21 protein-coding genes and 3 pseudogenes are annotated in these 25,623 nt (G+C 40.2%); 10 read left to right on the top strand and 14 right to left on the bottom strand.

The genetic code is table 11. The annotated features are described in order from the left end of the window. Together AZH43_RS18315 and AZH43_RS01255 are read right to left on the bottom strand one after the other, a co-directional pair. Nucleotides 1-116 (bottom strand): annotated as a pseudogene (locus AZH43_RS18315) (hypothetical protein); the annotation flags it as partial. Nucleotides 117-121: 5 nt separating this feature from the next. Continuing rightward, a pseudogene (locus AZH43_RS01255) lies at nucleotides 122-691 on the bottom strand (tyrosine-type recombinase/integrase); the annotation flags it as partial. Nucleotides 692-1,150: 459 nt separating this feature from the next. Here AZH43_RS01255 and AZH43_RS01250 point away from each other — a divergent pair. Beyond that, a complete protein-coding gene (locus AZH43_RS01250) occupies nucleotides 1,151-1,882 on the top strand; it encodes a Fic family protein (protein ID WP_067665636.1) in 732 nt (243 codons plus the stop codon). Between the two features lie 421 nt (nucleotides 1,883-2,303). On the opposite strand, the gene AZH43_RS01245 is transcribed toward AZH43_RS01250, so the two are convergent. The 6 genes from AZH43_RS01245 to mhpT form a co-directional block, all read right to left on the bottom strand. After that, nucleotides 2,304-3,563, bottom strand: a complete 1,260-nt coding sequence (locus AZH43_RS01245; protein ID WP_067665633.1) for an OprD family outer membrane porin — start codon at nucleotides 3,561-3,563, stop codon at nucleotides 2,304-2,306. Between the two features lie 282 nt (nucleotides 3,564-3,845). Next, nucleotides 3,846-4,247, bottom strand: a complete 402-nt coding sequence (locus AZH43_RS01240; protein WP_067665630.1) for a PaaI family thioesterase — start codon at nucleotides 4,245-4,247, stop codon at nucleotides 3,846-3,848. Between the two features lie 20 nt (nucleotides 4,248-4,267). Then, nucleotides 4,268-6,058 (bottom strand): acyl-CoA dehydrogenase, encoded by a 1,791-nt coding sequence (locus AZH43_RS01235; RefSeq protein WP_067665628.1) that lies wholly within the window; start codon nucleotides 6,056-6,058, stop codon nucleotides 4,268-4,270. Beyond that, a complete protein-coding gene (locus tag AZH43_RS01230) occupies nucleotides 6,055-7,710 on the bottom strand; it encodes a long-chain-fatty-acid--CoA ligase (RefSeq protein ID WP_067665625.1) in 1,656 nt (551 codons plus the stop codon). Before AZH43_RS01230 ends, AZH43_RS01235 begins: the two co-directional genes overlap by 4 nt. A 77-nt stretch (nucleotides 7,711-7,787) precedes the next feature. Further along, nucleotides 7,788-9,860 (bottom strand): 3-hydroxyacyl-CoA dehydrogenase NAD-binding domain-containing protein, encoded by a 2,073-nt coding sequence (locus AZH43_RS01225; RefSeq protein ID WP_067665622.1) that lies wholly within the window; start codon nucleotides 9,858-9,860, stop codon nucleotides 7,788-7,790. Between the two features lie 69 nt (nucleotides 9,861-9,929). Further along, nucleotides 9,930-11,144: a 3-(3-hydroxy-phenyl)propionate transporter MhpT gene (gene mhpT, locus AZH43_RS01220; protein ID WP_067665619.1), complete on the bottom strand. Its 1,215-nt coding sequence runs from the start codon at nucleotides 11,142-11,144 to the stop codon at nucleotides 9,930-9,932. Nucleotides 11,145-11,369: 225 nt separating this feature from the next. Here mhpT and AZH43_RS01215 point away from each other — a divergent pair, with 225 nt between their 5' ends. Further along, nucleotides 11,370-11,726, top strand: coding sequence for a MarR family winged helix-turn-helix transcriptional regulator (locus tag AZH43_RS01215; RefSeq protein WP_227509759.1), 357 nt, complete (start codon nucleotides 11,370-11,372; stop codon nucleotides 11,724-11,726). An 11-nt stretch (nucleotides 11,727-11,737) separates the two neighbouring features. Here the strand turns inward: AZH43_RS01215 and AZH43_RS01210 are convergent, their stop codons facing one another. Then, complete coding sequence (locus AZH43_RS01210; RefSeq protein WP_067665613.1) at nucleotides 11,738-12,322, bottom strand: TetR/AcrR family transcriptional regulator; 585 nt, start codon at nucleotides 12,320-12,322, stop codon at nucleotides 11,738-11,740. Between the two features lie 246 nt (nucleotides 12,323-12,568). Between AZH43_RS01210 and AZH43_RS18310 the strand changes: the two genes are divergently transcribed. The 3 genes and pseudogenes from AZH43_RS18310 (at nucleotide 12,569) to AZH43_RS01200 (ending at nucleotide 14,975) form a co-directional block, all read left to right on the top strand. Then, a complete protein-coding gene (locus AZH43_RS18310) occupies nucleotides 12,569-12,784 on the top strand; it encodes a helix-turn-helix domain-containing protein (protein WP_106386913.1) in 216 nt (71 codons plus the stop codon). Between the two features lie 3 nt (nucleotides 12,785-12,787). Beyond that, a pseudogene (locus AZH43_RS01205) lies at nucleotides 12,788-13,270 on the top strand (transposase family protein). 367 nt (nucleotides 13,271-13,637) lie between these two features. Further along, nucleotides 13,638-14,975 (top strand): PepSY-associated TM helix domain-containing protein, encoded by a 1,338-nt coding sequence (locus AZH43_RS01200; RefSeq protein WP_067665610.1) that lies wholly within the window; start codon nucleotides 13,638-13,640, stop codon nucleotides 14,973-14,975. 47 nt (nucleotides 14,976-15,022) lie between these two features. On the opposite strand, the gene AZH43_RS01195 is transcribed toward AZH43_RS01200, so the two are convergent. The 4 genes from AZH43_RS01195 to AZH43_RS01180 all read right to left on the bottom strand — a co-directional run bounded on the left by AZH43_RS01195 (nucleotide 15,023) and on the right by AZH43_RS01180 (nucleotide 20,443). After that, complete coding sequence (locus tag AZH43_RS01195) at nucleotides 15,023-15,478, bottom strand: copper resistance protein NlpE N-terminal domain-containing protein (protein WP_067665608.1); 456 nt, start codon at nucleotides 15,476-15,478, stop codon at nucleotides 15,023-15,025. A 70-nt stretch (nucleotides 15,479-15,548) separates the two neighbouring features. Next, nucleotides 15,549-17,654 carry a TonB-dependent receptor gene (locus AZH43_RS01190; protein ID WP_067665605.1) on the bottom strand — a complete coding sequence of 702 codons (2,106 nt, stop codon included), beginning with the start codon at nucleotides 17,652-17,654 and terminating at the stop codon, nucleotides 15,549-15,551. 50 nt (nucleotides 17,655-17,704) lie between these two features. Next, nucleotides 17,705-19,987 (bottom strand): TonB-dependent receptor, encoded by a 2,283-nt coding sequence (locus tag AZH43_RS01185; protein ID WP_081406744.1) that lies wholly within the window; start codon nucleotides 19,985-19,987, stop codon nucleotides 17,705-17,707. A 72-nt stretch (nucleotides 19,988-20,059) separates the two neighbouring features. After that, nucleotides 20,060-20,443: a DUF2946 domain-containing protein gene (locus tag AZH43_RS01180; protein ID WP_067665602.1), complete on the bottom strand. Its 384-nt coding sequence runs from the start codon at nucleotides 20,441-20,443 to the stop codon at nucleotides 20,060-20,062. A 460-nt stretch (nucleotides 20,444-20,903) separates the two neighbouring features. On the opposite strand from AZH43_RS01180, the gene AZH43_RS01175 reads away from it, so the two are divergent. The 5 genes from AZH43_RS01175 (at nucleotide 20,904) to AZH43_RS01160 (ending at nucleotide 24,773) form a co-directional block, all read left to right on the top strand. Next, nucleotides 20,904-21,371 carry a DUF2946 family protein gene (locus tag AZH43_RS01175; protein WP_067665599.1) on the top strand — a complete coding sequence of 156 codons (468 nt, stop codon included), beginning with the start codon at nucleotides 20,904-20,906 and terminating at the stop codon, nucleotides 21,369-21,371. A 152-nt stretch (nucleotides 21,372-21,523) separates the two neighbouring features. Continuing rightward, nucleotides 21,524-22,957: a cytochrome ubiquinol oxidase subunit I gene (locus AZH43_RS01170; protein WP_067665596.1), complete on the top strand. Its 1,434-nt coding sequence runs from the start codon at nucleotides 21,524-21,526 to the stop codon at nucleotides 22,955-22,957. Then, nucleotides 22,954-23,958, top strand: coding sequence for a cytochrome d ubiquinol oxidase subunit II (gene cydB / locus AZH43_RS01165; protein WP_067665592.1), 1,005 nt, complete (start codon nucleotides 22,954-22,956; stop codon nucleotides 23,956-23,958). Before AZH43_RS01170 ends, cydB begins: the two co-directional genes overlap by 4 nt. Nucleotides 23,959-24,101: 143 nt before the next feature. Further along, complete coding sequence (locus tag AZH43_RS17985) at nucleotides 24,102-24,359, top strand: helix-turn-helix domain-containing protein (RefSeq protein WP_081406743.1); 258 nt, start codon at nucleotides 24,102-24,104, stop codon at nucleotides 24,357-24,359. 105 nt (nucleotides 24,360-24,464) lie between these two features. After that, a complete protein-coding gene (locus AZH43_RS01160) occupies nucleotides 24,465-24,773 on the top strand; it encodes a NifB/NifX family molybdenum-iron cluster-binding protein (protein ID WP_067665588.1) in 309 nt (102 codons plus the stop codon). A 107-nt stretch (nucleotides 24,774-24,880) separates the two neighbouring features. On the opposite strand, the gene AZH43_RS01155 is transcribed toward AZH43_RS01160, so the two are convergent. Next, a complete protein-coding gene (locus AZH43_RS01155) occupies nucleotides 24,881-25,618 on the bottom strand; it encodes an SDR family NAD(P)-dependent oxidoreductase (RefSeq protein ID WP_067665585.1) in 738 nt (245 codons plus the stop codon). Nucleotides 25,619-25,623 lie beyond the last annotated feature (5 nt).

Here is a 25,623-nt window from a genome sequence, read left to right as displayed (position 1 = left end):
CCGCTGTACGTAGAACCATGATTGCCGGCAGTCAAAACGCCGACACCGCGGCCTTGGGTCATCACTGCGCCAATAGGGAAACCATTGCCCAGACCCTTAGCGGTGGTCAAAACATCAGKAAACATGGATAGCTTTGAACCTCATGCTCAGGAATAAGCTCCCCGACTAAGATACAAGGGTTCTTTTCTGTATATCCTGATGCGATCGCAAAATTAAAAACTGCATTGAGTAGGCGCAGACAACGTGTGGCCGTTTCGAGTGTTCCTTTGGCCACTATTTCTTTCACTTTTGATGAAACCTGAAAACGAGTGATTTCATCTAAAGGCAGCTCTAAAAAATCTGCTGTAATGTAGTCCAAACGGTATTTAACCGTGCTGATATATTTTTCACTAGACCACTGCGGGCTCATTAATTCAAACCATTCATCACACACTTGTTTTAAATAATGAGAGATCTTTGATTTACCTGAAACCTCGGCTTTAAAGTCCCGTGCAACTTTTCTTATTTCTTTACAGCCGACTTCGGGATATTCACCCAGCTGTTTCCTGGTCTGCTTTCCTTCAATTCGATATGAAAGCACCCATTTCTTTTTCCCAGTAGGAAAAACCTCAATAGAAAGCCCTTCCCCATCTGCCATTGAATATCGCTTTTCTTTTGGTTTAAGACTTTTAACTTGGATGTCTGTAAGCATTCTTGTTGTTACACGCGTGTCACTATTGTGTCACAAGTATATTTGATAGAAAGCAATTATCAATGACTTACAATAACAGACGCTGATAAACAGCAGGCAGAAAAAAAGCCCTGATTTATTGCTAAACCAAGGCTTTTATTCATTTTTTTGATTAAATTTGATTATTGGTAATCATCTTTAATCGGGAATTTTGGTGGAGGTGGCGTCAATTGAACTCAAAACCCAAGCAACTGTTTTTATGTAATTTATAACAAAAAATATATTTCATTGACCCAATTTTGACCCACTAAATTTTAATAGATATTTCTGATACTTAAGGCTAAGTAAAAACCTTTGAATGTATGTATGACTATAGCACATTTAAATTTTGATGGTAATTAAAATGTTATAACATTTCATATATTGAAAATTATTTTTAATGTATTATTGCTTATAAATGAGAATTCAAGGACAGAGGTAATGTTTGAAATTATTGATGATTTAAAAGCTAAATTAGATCAACATCGCCCTCTTTCCTCTTCTATTGTCAAAAACTTACAAGAAGATCTTATTGTTAGATGGACTTACCATTCCAATGCAATTGAAGGTAATACGCTCACTCTATTAGAAACCAAAGTAGTCTTAGAAGGAATTACTGTAGGAGGAAAAGCATTAAGAGAACACTTCGAAGCCATTAATCATAGAAATGCTATTTTTTATGTTGAAGACATCATTCGAAAAGAAGAACCATTTTCTGAATGGCAAATTAGAAATATCCATCAGCTCATTCTAAAGAATATCGATGACGAGAATGCAGGACGTTATCGCCAGCAAAACGTATTAATTTCAGGTGCTACAACAACCCCACCCGACTATACATTACTAAATGACAAAATGGCTCAGCTAGTCGATTGGTACAACTTGGAGGCACATAAACTTCATCCTATTGAACGTGCAGCTAAAGTACATGCAGATTTTGTCGGTATCCATCCATTCATTGATGGAAATGGGCGTACATCACGTCTATTGATGAACCTAGAGTTGCTTAAAGCTGGTTACCCACCTTGTGTTATCACAGTTGAAAATCGATTGGCTTATTATGATGCTTTGGATCAATGGATGGCTTATGAAAAGACCGAGCCTTTTATTCAATTGGTCGCTGATGCTGTTTTAGAGGGATTCAAGCCATATCAAGTCGTTTTAGGAATTTAGAATTACTTCAACTTTACATTTTCTTTATTTGTACTGTTGCTTTGAACATTTTGGTTTATTAGGGATAGTGCGCTCAGCGCGCACAAGAAATATTCAATAACACATTGTTTTGAATATAAATTATTTTTTATAGAATCAAATATACCGTATTAAATACCGTTAAAAATCAATTGTAATTAATTAAAGATTCAACTTTGATCAAAACCAACTTATTGGATAATTCTACGATGTTAACCTAGATATCATCTTTTTTAATTTTATCTACTTTAAGTAGATTATTCCAAGAACATGCTGTTGCACTTCAAATGCTAATCTAAGTACTTAAAAAAAATGGCAAATCAATCGTCCATTCATATAACGCATTTAATCTGCCATTCTTTAATGATGCCACTACATTACTAATGCAGTTTATAAAGCCCTTTTATTTAAACTTCCACGTATAGTCAATATTCACACGTTGCTCTTTGGCTGTTTTAAAGGTCGCCATTGGGCCGAAATCATTTTTGTAGTCTTCATGACGCAAGCGGATAAACAAACCCTTTAACGGTGTGCTTTTCAGCTGATAGCTCAGTTCAATACCAAATTTTCGCTCTTCCAGCTCCTGACCCGGTTTTAAATTTTCAAGATGAATATCTGAGCCTTTGGTATAGCGCGTCATCAATTTCAAACCTGGCAGTTGATCTTTAAAGTCGTAGTCATAGCGGATGGACCACGCTTTTTCATTTGGGTTTAAAAAGTCGCTCGCCCAAGAGTCAATAAAGGTATTCGCTTCGCCGCCGCTTAAGTAAGGAAAGCCTGTATCGCCCGAGTTATGAATATAGCCGCCGCTGATTTTATGGTTATCAATACCGACGCCTACAATCATATTGCCGTGATGATTATCAATATTACCGGCTAAAGCTGCACCTTCATCGACTGTACGGAAATAACGGAAGTCATTAAATACGCTATAACGGTCATCAAAATGATACGTGTTTTTCACCCACAGCGTATATTGATCATAGACCTCATGCAGATTGCCATAAAATAACCCAACCACACGTTCAGGGTTAAAGTAGTAATAGCCGCCCGCATAATGCAAGCCAGACGTTTCTACTGAAGGATATTTCATGTTCGCGCCTGAAAGTTTGATTTTCTCCCAGTTGGTCGAATCACGATGCGTCACACGGTCTACATAACCCGCTTCTAGTTTGAAGTTTTCTAAATCTTTTGATTCTAGTGCTACACCACGGTAGATTTGCGGAAGTAAACGTGCTGGAGAACCGACTAAAACAGGTGTGTTGGGAAATAGTGTTCCCGCCTTAATTTCAGTTTGTGACACTTTAGCTTTTGCGGTTAGGCCAATTTTGCCAAAAGAATCAGCTGGATCGCCATTTTTATCTACAGGCATTAATGAGGTGCCTTGATAACCTTCTTTGCCCCATAGGTTAAAACCTGCACCTGCATACAGATCTACACCTAGGCCAACTGGGCCATCGGTATAACCTGACTTAGCATTTAAAATAAAACCTTGTGACCATTGACGGGCAGCAGATTGCTTCACTTCTGGATCGGTAAAATTACGGTCTAAATAAAAGTTACGCGCCGTCACAGCAACACTGCTGTCGTCTATAAAGTCCGCCCAGACACTGTTTGAGGCAAATGTTAATGTGCACAGTGCAGCCAATACTGTTTTTTTCATGTTCAAAATCCTTAGACAAAAGTTCCCTGTTCCATTGGCAAATGCCAATAGAAATTTAAGTTGATACCTGAGATGGTGTGCTGTTTTAGACAGCTGCTAATTCATGATCTTTAAGTCATACGTGCTTTCAAATGATTCTCCCTGCTTCCCCGATGCATCATCCTGATGCCATTCATTCATACATGCCTAAGCATTAAAAAAAAATCTGTAAAGCGATATAGTTACTCTTTGCCCACATCGGAAGCAGGCAAAGATCATGGTCTGTATTTGGCTATTTACCCTTTACACAGGTGTAAATGCTGCTGTTGCCTTTGCCACGGCTTTAGCGTGCTGATAAGCCACAGCTTCAATATTTGAAAAGCGGCGGCCTTGACGGACAAAAGATACCTGCACTTCGACCTGTTCCAGCTGACAAGGTCTTAAGAATGAAATATTCATCATCACTGTGACTGTAGGAGCACCTTCTTGCGCCAGCATAGCAAATAACCCCATAGCATCGTCCAGCATGGAACACAGCATGCCGCCTTGCAGCTGGCCCATTGGATTGGCAAATTCAGGACGCGGCTGATAGCTGATCACCGCCTGCCATTCATCCTGCTGAATGCTTTCAATCTTTCCGCCAAGAAAAGTATGAATTGCTGGGGGCTGTAAACTGTCAATACATGCTTTTAAATCAAAGGCCATTAGGTCTTATTCTCCAAAACTTATTCACCAAAATAGACGTTATCAAAACCTGTAATAACACTGCCTGTATTGCTCACCGTATAAGCCAACCCACGGATTTCTGGTAATACCGCTTTGTGATAGAAACGTGCCGTTTCAATTTTGCCTTTTAAGAAGTTGACGTTGCTATCGCCTGCGGCCAAAAGCTCAGATGCTTTGACAGCGCTTTGCGCCAATTGCCATGCACCTGTCACTAAACCCGTCAGCATTAAGTACGGTACAGAAACCGAAAGCGCCTGCTTAGTTGACTGCATAAACTGCCCTGCAATTGCGCGGCTATGCTGTTCCAGCAGTTCAATGGCATATTTCAGCTCAAAGGCAATATCCGCCAGATCTGCATTGGCTTCTGCTTGAGCTAAAGTTTGCTTCATTAAGCCAATCAGTACGCCTAAGTTTTTGCCCTGATCTTTCACCACTTTACGGCCCACTAAGTCGGCTGCTTGAATAGCCGTTGTACCTTCATAGATCACGCTGATCACGGCATCACGCAAATATTGCGCTACACCCGTTTCTTCAATAAAGCCCAAGCCGCCATGCACTTGAATGCCTGTGGTTGTGGTTTTTAATGCTGTTTCAGTCGCCCATGCTTTAAAGACTGGAATCAGTAAATCCACTAAACCCTGATTGTGCTGACATACCTCTGCATCTGCATGGCGGAAGCTAATGTCCTGCGCTTGCGCAATAAATAACGACAGCGCACGCATGGCTTCTACATTAGATTTCATTTGCAACAGCTGACGGCGTACATCTGCATGTTCAATAATCGCAACTGATTGCCCAGTTTCAGCGTCTACGCCCTGTAAACGCTCACGCGCATAATCAAGCGCCGCTTGGTAAGAACGTTCGGTTAAAGCAACACCTTCCATGCCTACAGTTAAACGCGCCATGTTCATCATCACGAACATCGCCATAAGGCCTTTGTTTTTCTCGCCAACTAAATAACCCTGTGCACCTTCGTTATCACCATAGGCCATCACACAGGTTGGGCTGGCATGAATGCCGAGCTTATGTTCAATGGATACGCAGCGCAGATCATTGCGCTCACCCAATGAACCATCATCATTGACCATGAATTTTGGTACTAGGAATAGCGAAATACCGCGCACACCTTCAGGTGCATCAGGCAGACGTGCCAACACTAAGTGAATGATGTTGTCGGTAAAATCATGCTCACCAAAAGTGATAAAGATTTTTTGACCATGAATGCGGTAAGTACCATCTCCTTGATCAATGGCTTTGGTTTTTAACGCACCGACATCTGAACCCGCACCCGGCTCAGTCAGGTTCATGGTACCGCCCCATTCGCCTGATACCAGTTTTGGCAAATACTTTTGCTTCAGTTCATCTGAACCTGCATGGCTGATCGCTTCAATCGCGCCAATGGTCAAACCTGAGCACATCACAAAGGACTTGTTCGCAGACATCATGATTTCATTGACCGCAGTCGATAAAATATAAGGTAAGCCTTGACCGCCAAACTCAAGCTCTAAGGAAATATTGTTCCAGCCTGCTTGCGTGTACTGCGCATACGCTTCTTTAAAACCTTTCGGTGTCGTAACTACACCATCGGCAATTTTTAAACCTTCACGGTCACCGCTGGCATTGATCGGATCAAGCACATTGGTGGCAAATTTACCTGCTTCATCTAAAATAGATTCGTACAGATCTACACCTAAGTCTTCTAAACCCGGAAGCTGAGCCAATTGCTCTTGATCTAAAAGATGGTTGAAGATAAAGCTTAGATCTTTGAGAGGGGCTTTGTAGCTATTCATGCGCTCATTTCCTTGTCTTGCAGTAAACGCCAGTTAATTTTTCCGCTTGCTGTTTTTGGCAGTTCATTTACAAACTCCACCACTTTCGGCACTTTGTAGGCCGACATATTGTCTCGGCACCACTGTCTTAATTCGTCTTCAGTCATCATTTGATTGGCTTTTAACACCACAATGGCTTTTACACTTTCGCCACGGTCATTTTTATTGCATGGGATAATGCAGTTTTCTAAAATCTTTTCATTTTGGTACAGAATGCTTTCTACTTCGGATGGCCAAACTTTATAGCCCGACACATTGATCATGCGTTTTAAGCGGTCTGCCATAAAGAAGTAGCCTTCTTCATCAAAATAGCCAACATCGCCCGTTTTAAAGAAGCGCTTGCCGTCATGTTCAATAAATGAAGCTTCTGTCGCTTCTGGGTTTTTCCAGTAACCGCTGAACAAACATGGGCTGGTCGAAATGATCTCGCCGTTTTGGCGAATGCCTAGCTCTGCACTTGTTTCTGGGTCAATCACGCGAGTGTCTACATCAAACAGCGGTACACCCAAACATTGGCGCTTTCCGCGGCCATAAGGATTAAGATGCACACCCGCCGCCATTTCGGTCATGCCCCAGCCTTCAATAAATTCGATTCCTGTTAAGGTCTCAAAATCTTGCGCAATGGCATGCGGCATACCTGTGCCGCCACCATAGACATGAGTGAACGATTTAAAATTGAATTTATTCACATTTGGCATTGCGAGCAGATCCACCACCATGGTTGGAATACAGCACCAATGCGTTAAGCCATGCATATCCACCACTTGCGCTGCACAAAGGCGGTCCCAGCGGGTCATAAGATAAGTGGTTGCACCCAGCCAAATGGGCAAGCACATGGCATTGATCATGCCAGTGACATGGAAAAATGGCGTAACCGACAATACTTTTGCGGTGTTATCCCAAGGACTCCAGTTGATTTGCGTCAAAATTTGCGCCACTAAAGCACGATGACTCAGCATGCAGCCCTTGGGATGTGCTGTGGTGCCTGATGTATACAACACCACAGCTAAGTCTTCGCCTGAACGTACTGCTTGAGTGCAAATAGGCGCATGCTGCAATGCTGTTTGCAGATTCACCACTTCCGTAGTTTCTTCTACTACAGGCGCCTGCAAAACCGTTTCTGGAATCACAAATTCTGTTGAGGTAAATAAATCGTCTGCATAACGCGTTGCAATAATTTTTCCTAAACAGGTTTTGCCCAACAAGGTTTCAAATTCGCTCACTAATTCTGAACCGACCACTGCAACTTTCGACTCTGTATCGGATACATACCATTCCAATTCCAAAGCTTTGTTCATTGGATTGACAGGAACCGCTACTGCATCGCAACGCAAAATGGCATAGTAGGCAATAATGAATGAGACACTGTTCTGCATGCTGATCACAACACGATCGCCTGCCTGAACATTTTCCTGCTGCTGTAAATAGCCAGCGAAACGCTCTACACGTTCATTCAGCTCTGCATAGTTCACTTGGCTGCCGTAATAGTTCACCGCCACTTTATCTGGATAGCGCTGTGCATTGGTCGTCAAATGCTCATACAGCCCCGTTTGTGGGTACGATAAATTTTGTGATAAATGACGCGGCAAATGATTGAAATGTAATGTGCTCATTTTTCTATCCTCTGTGCCCAGTGATTCACTCTGCTGGGCCACCAAATCCTTTTAATTCTGTTCTATGCACGCAACGTTTAAGCTGCAGCCTGCGCCAGCAACGCTGGAACCTGCCAAAAATCTGCATCGGTATATAGGTCTTGTGCAAATTGCTGCATAGAAGCCGTCATGACATCAGAACCAGTCTGCTGTGCATAGAACATAGGACCGCCACGCCAGCGCGGGAAGCCATAACCCGCCAAATACACCACATCGATGTCTGACTGACGTAAAGCAATGCCTTCTTCGAGTAAGCGGAATCCTTCGTTGACTAAGGCATAGATGCAACGTGCCACGATTTCTTCATCACTAAATGCTTTTGCAGTAATACCTTGTTCAGCACGATAGGCATCAATTAAAGCAATCACTTCTGCGTCTACATCTCCGCGGCGGTTGCCTTGACTGTAGTCATACCAACCCTTTTGTGTTTTTTGTCCAAAACGTTTCAGCTCAAATAGCTGATCTGCAAAACCTGAGAATTTCTTTGTTGGATTAAGCTTCAACTGATGCTTACGAATCATGTAATCAATGTCATTACCCGCCATGTCACACATGCGGAATGGCCCCATCGCCATACCCCAATTTTCCAAAGCGCGGTCAATTTGATACGGCGATGCACCTGCATCAATCAAAAGCCCAGCAATACGTAAATAGGCATTCAGCATACGGTTGCCAATAAAGCCATCACAAACACCAGCCACCACAGCGGTTTTTTTCAGACGTTTGCCTATGTCTAAAGCCGTTTTTAAAGTGGCTTGATCGGTGCTGTCTGTACGGACAATTTCGAGAAGTGGCATAATTTGCGCAGGACTAAAGAAATGCAGACCAACCACAGATTCAGGACGTGAGGTTTGCTGTGACAATTGATTCAGGTCTAAAGTCGAAGTATTGCTGGCCAAAACCGCATGCGCTGGCAAATGCTGATCCATCTGCTGTAATACTGTTGTTTTCACATCCCAATCTTCAAAAACTGCTTCTACTGCTAAATCGACTTGCGTCAATGCACTGTATTCCAAGCTGGTCTGTAAGTTCGCTTGAATGGCGGCGGCTGTTTCTTCAATCAAACGACCTTTTGCCACTTGTCCTGCAAAGTGTTTAGCGATCAACGCTAAACCGCGGTCTAAACCCACTTGCTGGTTTTCAATGAGCGTGACTGGATAACCTGCCTGCAAGAAGCAAATCGCGATACCGCTACCCATAGTACCTGCACCAATCACAGCTACACGTTCAATGGCTTTTGCCGCTGTAGCAGCATCTAAATTGGGAATATGTTTGGCTTCACGCTCTGCAAAAAAAGCATGTCGCAAGCTTTTAGAAATATCACTTGAAGTCAGCTGCTGAAATAGTTGTTGTTCTTGAGCAAAACCTGCTTCAAAGTCCAAGTCCATAGCTGCTTGCACCGCATTAATAATCGCATGTTGCACAATATGCTGCGGCTTGTTGCCTGCTGCTTCACGTTTTTGCTGCAGCAGGTCATTAAGTGCATCTGTTGACTGAATACGTTGATGTTTAATATGAACTGGCTGCGTACCGAGTGCTGATGCAAATTCAATTGCTGCCTGTTTTACATCAGCATCAGTCAGAACATCCAGCAAAGCGGAATCTTTTAAAGCACTGAGCTTCAGTGGCTTGCCCGTTAAAATAGCGTCCAAAGCGGTTTCCACACCGATATAACGCGGTAACAGCTGTGTGCCCGCTGCACCCTGCAGTAAACCCAAATGAACTTCTGGCAATGCTAAATGCGCTTTTGCATGAACAGCGCGGTGATGGCAAGCCAAAGCCAGTTCTAATCCACCACCTAGTGCGGTGCCTGAAATTGCAGCTGTTACAGGTTTCGCGGCATCTGAAATTAAATGAACTAAATCGTGCAATGATGGAAAATTGAGATAAGTCCCTGCAGAAAACTCGGCAATATCTGCACCTGCACTAAATGCCTTGTTTGAACCTGCCAGGACGATTGATTCAACCTCTGCATCTGCCAACAATTGTTGGATCGCTTGATACAAATCTGCGCGCAGTGAATGCAAGAGCACATTTAATTTATCTGTTTGAAAATTGACAATGCCAACTTTACCTTGTTTTTCAATCAGAATTTGATTTACAGAACTCATGCTCATCTTCCATATATTCGTTTAAAAAACTGCAGCACCAAGTCCATACTCAATACTGTATCGTGGGTTTTATGCTTGTGCTTGGGCACGTTTTTGCATGGTGCCCAGTAAAATGAGAATCAGAACTGCAGCAATGATGATGCCTGGAATACAGGTGGCAATCAGACCTGTTGCACCGTTGCCCATTGCTAAAAACTGTCCTGCAACTGCAGGTCCTGCCATCGCACCAAAACGTCCAACTGTCATGGCTGTACCTACACCTGTACCGCGCATTTGGGTTGGATAAACCTGACTGCCCAAGGCATATAGCACCATTTGACCGCCGATCGTGAAACAGCCCACGAGTGCCCCGGCAAAGTACATTCCAGTGACTGTTTCAAAGCTGTTGAGTGCTACCAGACCTATAACAATGCCGCTATACATCAATAGAATGACGTTTTTCATTTTCCAGCGGTCAACCAGTACACCAAGTACAATTGTTCCAATGAAGGCGCCTACCGAGAAGAACATCTGCACCATGGTCGCTTGCTGTTTTTGAAAACCCAGTTCCATCAATAAAGACGGCAGCCAGTTCAACAGCATGTACACCACCATCATGGTGAAAAAGTAGCCTACCCAAAGCAGCAGCGTAGGCAGGCGGAAAAATGCGTTAAATAAATCGCTGAATTTGGCTTTTTCAATTTGTGCATCTGCTTGCTGGGTTGCCAAGAAAGCACGTGATTCAGGTAAAAACCACATCATCAGTGGAATCACCAGTAAAGGCAGTACACCACCCACATAGAAAATCACTTTCCAGTCGCTTGCCAGTGCACTGCTGGCCAATAAAGATACGGCAATTCCACCAATTGGCATGCCACAATACATGAGAGAAATGGCACGACCCCGTGCTTTTTCACTGACTGCTTCAGAAGCCAATGCCACCAAGTTCGGCAAGGCAGCACCCAAGCCGACACCAGTCATAAAACGTGCGAATAACAGACCGGAATATGAACTGACCGATGCAGTCAAAATTGAAAATAAGCCAAATAATGTAACGGAAATAATCAGGACTTTTTTACGGCCTATACGATCTCCTAGACGTCCACCCACCAGGCCACCTGGTAATAAACCTAGAATCGCAGCACTGAAAAATAAGCCTAAAGCCGGTTTGTCCAGACCAAAGTGTGCTCCTACACCTGCAGCTGCAACTCCTGCAGACTGCAAATCAATTCCCTCAATAAATGCAATGAGGAAACAGATCAAGATCGTCATTACAGCATTACGCTGTGTATTTTGTTGTTCCATGCAACGTACCCTTTTTTTTGTTTTGCTGTCCTAGCAAAAACAAATTAATTTGATTTGAATATATTGTCAAGCAAACTTGACGTTTATTTAAATTAGCCAAAGGTATTAGCAGTCACAAAACTGAAATTTTTGTTATATTGATCAAAGGTTTTTTAACGTAAAAAAATTGTGAAATCACTAAGAGTATTGCTACGCACCCGCCTTGAGTGGATTGAAGAACATTTAATGCAGAATGCTGAAAAGAACGGCTATGGCTATATCACCCCGTCGATGGCACGGCTATATAGCTATTTAGGGAATGCCCCTGTGCCCATGTCTGAACTGGCACGCAGATTAAAAATCTCCCGACAGGCAGTACATCAGCTGGTCAATGAAGGCATTCATTCAGGTTTTTTGGAATTACTCGACAGCCCAAATGATAAAAGAGTCAAAATGGTACAGCTCAGTCAGGAAGGACAGAAAATGGCTACTGTTGCTATTGCTGAAATTAATAAAGCAGAAGAAGAACTTAAGCAGTATATTGGGGTTGAAAATGTTCAGGAACTACGACGGATTTTAGAATTAAAATGGCCAGAAGATTAATCAGTAACCATTTATAAATTCAACGCCTGCTTGATATAGAAGTTCATTAAATCAGTGCGCCCACCCACCGATTTTTGATAATAAGTGGAGCTTAATAGTAAGCAGGCACCATGAGTAATGGTCCAGACATAGGACAAATAATCGCGCACAGCAATTGAACTACCACAGGATTTTAGAAACTCAAGAGTAATATCCTTTACCTCTAAAATACGTTGCTCTCGTATTGCATAGAGCTGTTCAAATTTGTTCTTTAGTCCCCGTTCTTGACTAGTAATCTGTTCTTCAATATTGTGAAATAAAACGGTTCTATTAGCATTTTCTAAATGATAAAGCATATAAGTTGTAATACTTTTTTTCACATCCGCTTGATCATTTTTCGCAATATCCAGCAACCGCTGTTCATTCATGATCAACAATTCTAGATACAACTGATTTTTACTATGGAAATACTTGTAAATCGTACCCTTGGCAATATCGAGAGCTGTAGCCAAGTCACCAACAACAATATCCTGATTATTTTCCAGTAAGAGCTGTTCCGTTACCTCCAATATCTTTTGCTTTTGTAAAAAGATTTTTTGGTGGCGTGTGAGGGTCATAGAATTTCAACTCAATATGAATCAATAAATATGATATAAATATATAATGAATAACCATGCAGGATTTTGTCAAGCAAGATTGATGATACAATCTGTATTTAGAATAACTTTAGGCTTTTCAAGCATAATCACCCTATGAAATATCTCGACTTTAGAAATCTTCCTGAAACCCTGTTTAAGCGATAGACAGGTATCTCATGGTCAACCTTTGATTTAATCATTGAATACATGAAAAAGTAGATCCCAATGAATGGTAGACCGACCAAACTTTGTATTGAAGATCAGGCCTTACTGTGTCTCAGCTATTGGCGTAAATACCGAATCTTATTTCACGTTGCTACAAGTTATGATGTTTCAGAGCCAGCGGTATCCCGAATTTCACGTCATATTGAAGACTGCCTAATTCAGTCTAATTTGTTTAATTTACCGAAAAAATTACCTGAAGCTGAAAGCATACACTAGAATGTGGCGATTGTAGATGCCACAGAAATTCCGATCCAAAGACCTAAAAAACAGAAGAAAAGCTACAGCGGCAAGAAAAAGGCACATACCTTTAAAGTATAGATGATCATTCACGACAAAACCCGGAAAATTTTGAGTTTATGTAGTCGTCATAGTGCTATGCATGATTTTGAGCTATTCAAACGTAACTTAAATCAAATTCCTGCGGGCGCTTTTATTCTTGCAGATAAAGGCTATCAAGGAATCTATGCTTTTTTTGCGAATAGCTTATTGCCGTTAAAAGCCAAAAGATGCTGTAAATTGAATCCTAGACTCAAAATTTACAACCGAGAAATTAATAAAAGAAGAATAGGAATTGAGCATGTATTTGGCAAGCTCAATTCCTTTAAGATTCTTGTTGGGCGTTATCGGAATCGAGGTAAAAGACTGGAGTTAAGGTTTAATCTAATTGCTGGAATCTACAATATAGAACTGAGTAAAAAATAATTTATGAAAGAAGTCTATAGAATCCTGTATTACTTGCATACCCAATCAGACCCATTTAATCAGAAGGCATAAGCCAAATAGAAAAAGATACAAGGAAATATCCAAACTCTTGGATAACGCTCCAAAACCATCAGGAATGTATAAAAGAGACTGTAAACTAAAGTGTGTAACAGTCCTAAATATATTCAATGAATTAAGTTAATCTCACACCTAAGTTGTCACTTGAATCTAAATAGTTTAGGACAGAGCTAGTTTCTAAATATTTGTGCAAAAAAGTCTAAGAAAATATTTTTTGTTCAAAAAAAGGATATATATATGCTTTAAATTCTAGTAAGGTTTTACACTTATAATTTGTTATTGTTCCAGAATGAACTTTCATCTTTGGCAAACTTTAGTTCGCTTACTACATGCGTATGCTGGTATTTTTATTGCCCCGTTTATCTTTATCGCGGCCCTAACTGGTTTTTTTTATGCTGCTACCCCACAAATTGAAAAAATTATTTATAAAGATATTTTATACATCGAACATAACGATTCAAAAACACAGTCTCTCAGCAAGCAAATTGAGAAAGCTAGACAATTTTTATCTCCTACTGCGCAAATAACTGAAGTACGTCCATCACCAACAGAAAATCAGACTACAAGGATTATTTTTTCAGATCCTGAATCAGGGTGGCAAAATGAAGCCATCTTCATTGACCCATATACACTTGAAGTAAAAGGTCAATTAGCTGTATATGGCACAAGTGGTTTACTTCCGTTTAGAACTAAACTAGATCACTTACATCGAGATTTATTGCTAGGAAGCTGGGGAAGATTTTATAGTGAACTTGCAGCAAGTTGGTTAGCTGTCTTGATATTTACTGGCTTTTACCAATGGTATAAACGCCGAAAAGCATCTGAGAAGAACCAAATCAAGCATAATAAATATATTCAAAAACACAGCACTATCAGCTTAATTTTTTTCCCATTACTACTTTTTGTAGCAGTTACTGGCTTAACATGGTCTGAATACGCGGGTGAAAATATTCGAATATTTCGCCAAGCGCTAAGTTGGCAAACACCTGTTCTATCAACATCTATCAAAGCCGAACCTACATCAAAAATGGTTATGCACCATGAAGATCATTCAATGGTACATAATCATGCTTCAGTACAAGTCACTTCTGGTGATTTCGACATAGCTTTAGATCTCGCTAGAAAGCATGGAATAGATGCTTCTCAGGTACAAATAAAACCACCTTTAGAAAAAGATCAAGTATGGAGTATTTCTGAGATTCAACGCAGTTGGCCTACTCAAGCAGATAGCATTGCAATTGACGTTTCAAATCACAGCGTAATTGATCAGCTTTATTTTGATGACTATCCATTAATAGCTAAATTGACACGCTGGGGAGTTGATGCCCACATTGGAATTTTATTTGGTTGGATAAACCAGTTGATACTCATTATTTACTCACTAGCACTATGTGTAATGATTCTTTATGCATATTTAGCTTGGTACAAAAGAACAGGCCTCAAACAGACGACAATACAGTTTTCAAATTTGTTCTTAAGTACATGGAAAAGTGCAAAAACGCTTCAAAGACTTACTCTAGGAACTATATTGATTATTCTTGGGCTACTACTGCCTTTATTTGGTTTAAGTCTAGTTGTAGCATTAGTCGCTATCTTTATTAGTGGCGTTAAAGAGAAAAAAGCTTAACAGACCATTTAAGCTCCTACTTTTTATATGAAAGTGGGAGCTATTCATTAAACTCTTCTCGTTAATTCAAAATCTAAATAGGCTTCGAAAGGTAGACCGGTCTTGGCATCAAGAACTTCCACAGAACCCTGCTGCCATAAAACTGTATTCCGCTCAGATATGCCATTGAGCTGAATTTTAAGTTTCCCGTTATCAGTAAACACAAATTGTCCTTCGTGTACTTCGGGTTTATTGTGTCCACTATTACTGGTTCTAACCAATTTAAATGTCTGGTTTTCCTTAACATCTAAATCGACAGTCATACCTTCGCACCCTTCACAGAAAGAAGTACATGCTGCACAAGGTAAAATTCCTTTATATTGGCCTACCCATTTCTGTAATTCAGGATCAATAACTTTTATGGATTTGGTCGAAGCTTCTCTCGATTTAGGGTTAGGTTCAGATTGACTACATCCGAGGCACAAACTAGCAAAAACAAAAGAACATAATAATGTATTTTTCATAAACGATATCTCTTAGCAACTATAAAGGAGCGGTCACATCTTGTGACACTGTCCCTCCTGACTCCACAGACTAGAATTTCCAATTTAGGCTAAGTGTTGCTTTGAGCGGTTCACCCACCTGCACCCAATAGTTTGTATAGCTTGCGACGTAGTAATCTTGATCAAAAAGATTATCAATATTCAGTTGCGCACGTAGGTCTGGTCGTAGCTGCACATAGCCACCAATATTAACGACAGTAAAATCAGGAAGACTGGTTCCATTATCAATATAATTTGCACTGCGTTTACCGTAGTAATTAATATTGCCAACCAAGCCAGCATCATGTCCTGCAAGGTCAAATTGATAGTCAGCACTTAAGTTTGCCGTATGTTTAGGAATATTTTTAAGCCTTGCGCCCTTATCCTCAACTTCACTTTCTACAATTTCAGCATCTGTATAAGTATAGTTAGCATTAACACGTAGCTTGTCAGTGAATTGATGTTGTAGTTCTAACTCAACACCACGGCTTTGCACTCTTCCGCTATCTACATAGCTATCAGTAATGCCTTCAGTGAGCAGATGTTGTTTTTCCATATCAAAATACGTTAGACCGAACCAACTTTGCGGTAAAAATTTATATTTACCACCGACTTCCCAACTTTCTGTTTTCTCTGGTTCATACAGTTCATTGTCCTTATTCAACCCTGTATTCAGTTCAAATGCCTTCCCCCAGTTACTGTAGAAAGACAACTGCTCAGTCGGCTGATAATTAATCCCTGCACGTGGTGTGAATGGTGTAAATGTCTGTTTAGCTAATTTTGCCGTTAGATGATTTTCAATCTGCTGTTCTAAGCGATTGAAACGACCACCAAGCAAAATATTCCATTGCTCATTTAAAAAAATTTGATCCTGAAGATTTACACCCATCATAGTTTGGGTTTCTTTCATATCTTTACTTATTCGAGTTAATGGAAGAAGGTTTTGACCATAAATAGGATTATAAATATCTATCGGACTATTCGTTCCTTCTGCATTTCTTCTTTGCGCTTGATCAATGGTGTAATGACCTGCTTCGACATTTGTAACCAGTTCATGTCTGATTACCCCAGTATCAAACTTACCTCTTAAGATAGATTGAAAGTTGGTCGTGTCTGTCTCAAATTGACGGGAGCGACGGAAGCGATTTGCCGTTCTTCCATCTGATGCAATGGACGAAATTTCGGTTGATGTACCTGCACGTTCACCATGACTGTAAGTGATTGCTGTTGTATTGTTCCAATCCTCATTAAATTCATGGTTTAAACGCAGTTGATACATTTGATCTTTAATCTCAATATCACCATCGCTAGGCTCACCTAAAAAGGTTTTATTATTGACAGGAAGTTTCCCATTCACCATCGGTACGCCACGATCAAAAACGCCTTTAGACTCTGAGAACTCAGTATCAAGATTTAACTGGGTTTGTTCAGAAATTTTCCATGCTAATTGTGGTGCAATGTAATAATGCTGATTATCAACATGATCACGGAAGCTTTGATTATCTTCATAGGCAAGCCCTAGGCGATAAGCCAAATCCTGATTAATCGCGCCCGTGGTATCTAAGGCTGCTCGATATTCTTCAAGCGTACTTCCACTCAGACTTACATTACTTTTTTTCTGCCATTCAGGTTGCTTAGTGGTGATATTCATAATCCCTCCTATTGCACCTTGACCATACATTGCCGCCATTGGGCCTTTCAAGAAATCAATCGCTTGAATATTCACCATATCTCGTGCGGTGTGGATACCACTCACAGAGCTCAAACCATTACGCATGTAAATCGTACCCATGTTCGGATCGGTACTAAATCCGCGAAATGAGTAATTGTCCCAAAAACCTCCCCCATAACTATCTTGATAAACCACACCATTTACAAACGAAAGCGCATCACTGATACGTTGAACATTATGGTTTTGGATATCTTGTGCTGATACATGTGATTTAGTAAAAGGTACTTCTAACAGGTCATGATTGAACTGCGTAATCGCTTGTGAAGAACTATGTCTTTCATCCTGCTTCTCTGCGGTAATCGTGATACTCGGCAGTTGAGCTACAATTTGATTTGAAGCAGATTCATTTTCGGCCGACACTGCGTGGGTTGAAAGTTGAACAAGTAAAATACTCCACGTCAGTGGATGAAATAAAAATTTAGACATAAGTGACTCTGAATGTGTATATGCTGATATAAGGTTATGAAATCTGGTGCTTAAAATTTAAATGTGACGCCAAGTTCAACACTTCTTGGTGCACCAATATAAATTTGCTTCGCGGAGTAACCGGAATACTCACCATAAAATTCATCGGTCAGATTTCGACCCCATAGTGTAAAAGTCATATTTTTTAAGTCATATGCTAAGGAAGCATCGAACGTGGTATGACCATCTACGAAGTATGTATTCGCTGTATCTGTGTAGAAACCACTCGCATATTTTGCAAATCCACTCACCGTAATAGGCAAGTTGCTTAGCTGGTAACTCAATGAGGCATTAGCAACTTTTTCAGGAACGTTAATCGGCTGATTACCTGAACGATTCGCACCACCCGCTTCTATTAATTTCTTATATTCTGCGTCAACCCAAGCCAAACCTAAGTTCGCTTTTAACTGCGGTGTAATCGCAGCAGAAGCTGTAAATTCAGCGCCTTTAGATACCTGCTGTCCTCCCTGAACAGTTAAGTTAATATTGTTTGGATCACGAGTTAAAATATCATTTAATTCAATCCAGTAAACTGAACCAATCATGTCCAGCTTGCCGTCTAATACACTCGACTTAAAACCAAGTTCAGCCGATTTCCCTTTTGATAAATCAAAACTTCCATTCGCTGTCGAGATCACAAGTAAAGAAGAAACGGGGGTAACCGCTGTACTATATTGACCGTATAGTTGGGTATCTGGCGTTAGATTATAAACACTGCCTATACGCCAAGAGAATGGGTTAAAAGTAGGATTAAATTGCTGCTGACTATCGGTTAGGATGTTATCAATTGTTCGCTCTACATCAAGACGTTCATAGCGTGCCCCACCGACAACAAGCCAATCTGGCGTTATGTTAAAAGCATCCTCTGCAAAAACAGACCAATTCTTAATTTGAGTTGAAAATTTATTGTAACTCGTCCATCCCGCCCAATCACTGGTAGGCATCTCTCCAACATTCGGATGATACGGATCTACAGCATTTAGGTTTCCACTTGGTCGGGGACTACTAAAATCGGTATAGCTGTATTCAGAGCCTACGCTTAGTCGATTACGATACTTCCCTGCAATCAATTGATCATGACCGAAACTAAAGCGATTACTCCATACATCATGATCATGGCTCCAACGCTGAACTGTCCGTTTGAATAGCCCCGTTTGGCTGTCAAAATTTTGTTCTGGGGATAGATAGAATTTTCGATCTGCGTGGTAATACGTTGCAATATTATTGAACGTCCATGATGGTGAAAGGCGATAATCCGTCGACCAAGAGAGAGTCGTTGTGTCAGCACTTAACTCACCACTGTCTGGATTATAATTTTTATGCCTTGTTGTCTTATCCACGACTAGACCATAAGGATTATCTACGATGTGACTAGGATTTTTAGCTGTCGAAGCTGAAACTAACGGTGAGCCGTTATAGCTTGAAGTTTCTTTGTCATGATCAAAATTTGCTGAAAACAGCATTGATAAATCATCATTAGGCTTATACAGCAGACTCACTGCCGCACCGAATTTAGTCGTTTCTTGATCATCAATATCATACAGACTATCTGATTTTAAATAACTTACATCAGAGCGAATAGCCAACTCATCATCTATCGGCAGATTCCCACCAATAGCGGCTCTTACCATATTAAAACTGCCATAGTTAAGCAGCCCTTCCACAGTTTTCTTTTCTAAATTAGGTTTTCGTGTGACTAAATTAACTGCACCGCCTAAAGCACCTTCACCAAAAAGTACGGATGATGGTCCTTTTAAAACCTCAATCTTTTCATACTTCCAAACATCTAAATCCCTTGTTACGAAGGTAGAAGCCCCCACACGAACGCCATCCTGCAATACCGTGTTGGCATTACCAGAAAAACCACGCATCGTAAGCACAGCTGGGTTACCCGGCACATTACCTACAGTCGCACCTGTCACATTGCCAAATGCCTCTTTAACCGTTCTTAAGCCTTTTTCTTGTAAGTCTTCTTGAGTAATGGTTTGTACTGTTGCAGGGGTTTCTTGAGCTGTTAATCCTAAGCGACTCCCCGTTGAGTTAACTTGTTTCAACTGGAGTGGGTCAACAGCACTTTGTTTTTGAGCTTCAATCACTAAAACAGGCAATTGCATAGATTGCGCTGAGCTATCTTGAGCATAGCTTAGTTGTAAACCAAAACCACAAATTGATAGTGCAACAACAGAACGATGTACTAAATCAATTAAGGCTTGATTGTGTTTAAGCCCTGTTACTTGAGGCGAAACAATAGAATGATTCCCTTTTAAATAAGGGTTCAATTTGAATTGAGGCATTTCAATTCCTTTTAAGCATAAGTTTCCATTGGAACATTTCATCAATGTTCCATTTACATAAGAGGTTGGAATCTAAGCAAATAAAGGAGGTGCACGCCCCTGAGGCGTTAGAAAAAGTCGCTGGAGTACAAAATAGACATGTTTAAATGCTTTCTGAAAAGACAGTAAACGAATTTGAATACGATCTAAAATGGGGTTTAGATCAATCTCTAAATTTGCGACCAAATGACCATATGCAGTACAGAACATACATTGATGATTCAACTGATGATGATGTGCAGTTTTTGCGGTTTCTAATTTAATAGCATCAACATCGTGATGGTATGATACATGCTGATGCTGTAGTTCTTGATTTTGTATCTGAGCTTTTAAATCGGAAATAGTTACGCATACCAGTGAGAATTGAAATTTCTCTGGTAGTAAAGGTTGCATAAAAACGGTTATTTGCAACAACATCGCAACTATCGCAAGGACAAATGCAGCTCTCAATTCAACACATAAATTGTAAAATCATAATTTACAATATCATTATTACTTTAAGATATCTAATGAGTAAAACTGATGAAATAATTCAATTTAAAAAAATAGAAAATCTTAAAGCACAAAGATTTAGATAATAATCGAATGTGTAATAAATACCCCTACAATGTAGGGAAAATACTCTCACCTACTTTACTTTATAAATTTTAATCATTATTTTTTAAAAGCAAAATTAATCATGCACGATTTTAATCTGAATTAATTCATATTAAAATCAAATACTTAATTTCAAATAATCTATTTTTAAAATACTTTAAGTAGACAAAATTAAATAAAAATCTAAGTCTTTCAATTTAATACAATGTACTTTTAATAAATATATATTCTGCTACAATCCATTTTCCTTACTTGGATAATTGAGACCATCTAAGTGATCATGGTTTTAGGAAGATTGCTAGCACTCTCTGCAATCTTGTTACAGATTGCTGTTTTTCTACAGCCTTTACTTCCAGAGAAATATCAAATTTCTCCTGTCTGTGAAACTATTGTCCATGCACTTCAATTAGATACTTCTCACCATGAGCATAGCTCACATCATTCTACGCATAATCACTCTCATCAAGAGTTGGGTTTAGCTAATCATGATACTGAAAAGCTTAATCATGCATATCTCAAACAAAAAGCTTCATCTAGCCATCATCACGATGCAAATCATCAATGTCAGTACTGTGTAGTTTACGCACATGTTGTTCCACTACCAGGCATGGGTGTTAAAGAAGTAGTCGTGAGAATTCAAGTTCGGTTATTAGCTTTTAAAGAAGCTTTCTTTCATATCTTTTTTCTTTTAAAACAATTATTTCTGATCCCTCAAGGTCGAGCCCCTCCTGTCTCTTTTGCTGTCTAAATTTATTGGCAATTCCTTATTGTTTTAAAATTTAATTAGTTGAAGAGACTAATCGCTATGTTTTTACTATTAAAAAATGCACGTATCTGTGTAGGCACACTCATATCAGAGCATATGCAATCTAGAGCACGCTTCGGATGTGGAGAGTTGCTATGACCTTAGGATTTACGGCACTTGAGTTAGCACGTATTCAGTTTGCATTCACGGTGTCATTTCATATTATTTTCCCTGCGATTTCTATTGGACTGGCAAGTTTTCTTGCTGTTTTGGAATGGCGATGGCTTAGAACAAACGATTCTATTTATCATGATTTATTCAAATTCTGGGTGAAAGTATTTGCATTATCATTCGGCATGGGTGTCGTTTCTGGTGTCGTGATGAGCTATCAGTTTGGTACAAACTGGAGTGAGTTTTCTCGATTTGCAGGAGGAATAACAGGCCCACTACTGAGCTACGAAGTTCTAAGTGCTTTCTTCTTAGAGGCTGGATTTTTAGGCATTATGCTTTTTGGATGGGGTCGAGTCGGCAAAAAAGCACACTTTTTTGCCACATTGATGGTCGCCATCGGTACATGTATTTCAATGTTCTGGATTTTGTCTTCAAACAGTTGGATGCAGACACCTCAAGGCTTCACCATTGAAAATGGAATTGTAGTACCTCAAGATTGGTTTGCTATTGTTTTTAACCCGTCCTTTATCTATCGCTTATTCCATATGGCACTTGCAGCCTTTTTAGTGGCAGCTCTACTTGTTGCTGCTACTGCTGCTTGGCACTTACTCAAAGGCCGTAGAGATGCATTAGTCAAAACATCATTTTCTATGGCACTTTGGTTAATCCTCATTTTAGCTCCCCTCCAAATTTTTATAGGTGATGCCCATGGTTTAAATACCCTAAAACATCAACCAGCCAAACTTGCTGCTATGGAAGGCCATTGGGAAACGAACCATGATCATGGGATGCCCTTATATTTATTTGGTATTCCTGATATGCAAGAAGAACGCACGAAATATGCGATTACAATTCCACATTTAGGAAGCCTAATTCTGACCCACTCCATGAATGGGACGGTGAAAGGATTAAAAGACTTTTCGCCTGAAGATCGCCCAAATTCAACAATAGTATTTTGGAGTTTCCGTATCATGGTTGCGCTAGGTATGCTTATGCTCTTCCTTGCAGTCACTGCCCTATGGCTCAGAAAAAAAGGCAGCCTCTATGAGAGTAAGTGGTTTCATCGCTTTGCAATCCTGATGGGCCCTTCAGGCTTCATCGCCTTACTCGCAGGTTGGTTCACCACAGAAGTAGGACGTCAGCCATGGATTATCTATGGCGTTATGAGGACTAAAGATGCCCTTTCTCCTGTTTCGGCGGAACAGGTTGGATTAACTCTGATTATTTTTGTGATCGTGTATTTCATTGTCTTTGGTGTGGGCATTTATTACATGCTCAAACTCATGCATAAAGGACCTGAGTTTTTACATAACGCACCAGAAGAAATTGGAGGTGTTGGCCATTTCAAAACACCAATGCGACCTCTGAGCGCCATTGATGAAAAAATTGATGATCAGGATCAAGGAGCATCTTCATGATTGATTTATCTTTAATCTGGATTGTCATTATTGCAGTTGGTGTTTTTATTTACGTTGTACTTGATGGCTTTGATTTAGGTATCGGGATTTTATTCCCCTTTATTAAAAATCAGCAAGAACGTGATGTCATGATGAACACCGTTGCCCCTGTTTGGGATGGTAATGAGACATGGATGGTTTTAGGTGGTGCTGGTCTTTTTGCGGCTTTCCCTATTGTCTATTCAGCGGTTCTGTCAGCCTTATATTTACCTATCATCTTGATGGTAATAGCTTTGATTTTTAGAGGCGTGGCTTTTGAGTTCCGTTTCAAAGCCAATCGAACAAAGTACATTTGGGATAATGCATTTATTTGGGGCTCTATTGTTGCCAGTTTCTTACAAGGGGTAATCTTAGGAGCTTATATTCAGGGTATTGATATTGTTGATAATCGCTACGCTGGTGGTGGCTTTGACTGGTTAACACCTTTTTCATTATTTACAGGTTTGGGTGTTGTAGTCGTTTATGCAGCATTGGGATGTGGTTGGCTCATCATGAAGACTGATGACGTACTACAAAAGCATATGTATAAATTAATGCCCAAGCTTTTGATTAGCTTGTTGGTTATTTTCATTGCTGTCAGTATCTATACGCCAATCGCACATCCACAAATTGCTGAGCGCTGGTTTAATCCCACTCAATTGATTTATTTTAGCCCAGTCCCTTTGCTTGTTCTAGTTTGTACCATTTTAGCGGTGCGCTCATGTATCAAGCAAAATCAAGCTATGCCCTTTTTATATACCTTAGGACTCATATTTCTGGCTTACACAGGATTCTGTATCAGTATTTTTCCTTACATTATCCCGCCCTCAATTACCATTTGGGATGCTGCTGCACCTGCCAATAGCCAGCTTTTCGCACTGATTGGGGCACTGATCTTGATTCCAATCATACTGGTCTATACCGCCCTTTCATACTGGGTATTTAGAGATAAAGTTCGTGTTGGGGATGAAGGTTATCATTAAAGGAATTCCTAATGAAATTATCTAAATTTCAATGGTTCATATTGTTATGGCTAGTCGGTTTCTTAAGTTTATTGGTCATTGCTATGAGCTTTAGATTCTTACTTCAACTTGCTTATTAGGTCCTTAGAAAGAAGAGGGTATTTATGCATCTACTTCAACAGCACCATGTGAATTTTAATCATGATTTCCCATATATCGTTAATTTAACATTAGCTCAGGAAATCATTAAGGCACGTAAAAAAATGAATATCTCTCAACAACAGTTAGCATCTAAACTTGGCATATCCCCAAGAACGCTAGAAAGTTGGGAAAGAGGTGTTCGGCATCCTTCAAGTTCGGCGCAAGCTTTAATCAAACTGTTTATAAAGTCACCTCAGTTTGTATTGGAAAATCTTTCTTGAAAACAATTAGCTAGATTTGTGAATAGCTTTTATTAGTAACTTATAAATCATTATGAACCGATACATAACCATAAAAAGTGGTCGTATCGGTTTGGAGAAATATTTATGGTAATTGTTATTACATCACAAAACCGACGTCATATTACTCCCCATGCGGGAAAATGTCGGAAATTCTGGAAATATGAATTAAAAGATAGAGAAGTGACTGATAAACAACTTATTGAAGTTGAAAAGGAGCAATCCTTTTCGCAGTCTGGTGAAGTACTCGAAAAACTGCTGCCTATGGATATATTCGTAACTACGGGAATGGGCGATCAATTACGAGAAAAACTCAGAAATATTGGTGTCCATGTCATGGTAACAGCAGAAATTGAACCAGAACAATTTATCGGTAATTTAATTTCAGCCAAATAAAATTCTGGATGGAAGCTGTAATTTATCATGAACAAAATAAGAAAAGCCTGCAGATGCAGGGTTTTCTTATTATAATTAATCTCCCTTTTATGCATAAAGCCTAAGGCTCAACGCATAAATAATCCGCCGTTGATATCCCACGTTGCACCTGTCACAAAACTGGCATTTGGACTTGCCAATAACGCGCACGTTTCCGCAATAAATTCCATACTGCCTAAGGCTTTGACAGGAATGTTCTGAATAAACTGTGCCATCTTTTCGTCAGCGACTACACTGCGCACAATTGGAGATTCCATTGGGCCAGGCGCAACCGCATTGACGGTGACACCTTTCGCGGCAAACTCTTTGGCGAAAATTTTCGTCAGGGTCACAATGGCGCCTTTAGTCGCAGCATAATGCGCACCTGTCGCCGTCCCGCCATTTTGACCGGCTAAAGAAGCCATATTGACAATACGGCCATAACCTTTATCTGCCATATATTTGCCAATAATCTGACAGGACTGGAATGTACCGCGCTGATTGACTTGAGTAATCCAGTCAAAATCTGCCGCAGTAATCTCTAAAACTGGCGTTGCTTTGGTGACCGTCGCGTTATTGATCAGTACATCAAGTTTTGAAAACTTCTCTTCAATCCATTGCACAGCGGCATGAAAATCTGCTTCTACAGAAATATCCAGCTTCAGAGGAAACATATTATTGGCATTTTCACTGCGCGCTTTAGCCGCTTCAGCTTTTTCCAAAGTGCTTGCAGATAAAATAACTTGATGACCTTGGCTGGCAAAGTATTCCGCAATCACATTGCCTAAACCCGATGCAGCACCAGTCACTAAAACAACCTGTTTCATTTTCT

It is taken from the genome of Acinetobacter pragensis, assembly GCF_001605895.1.
Lineage (GTDB): Bacteria > Pseudomonadota > Gammaproteobacteria > Pseudomonadales > Moraxellaceae > Acinetobacter > Acinetobacter pragensis.
This window is presented reverse-complemented; position numbering and strand designations above follow the sequence as displayed.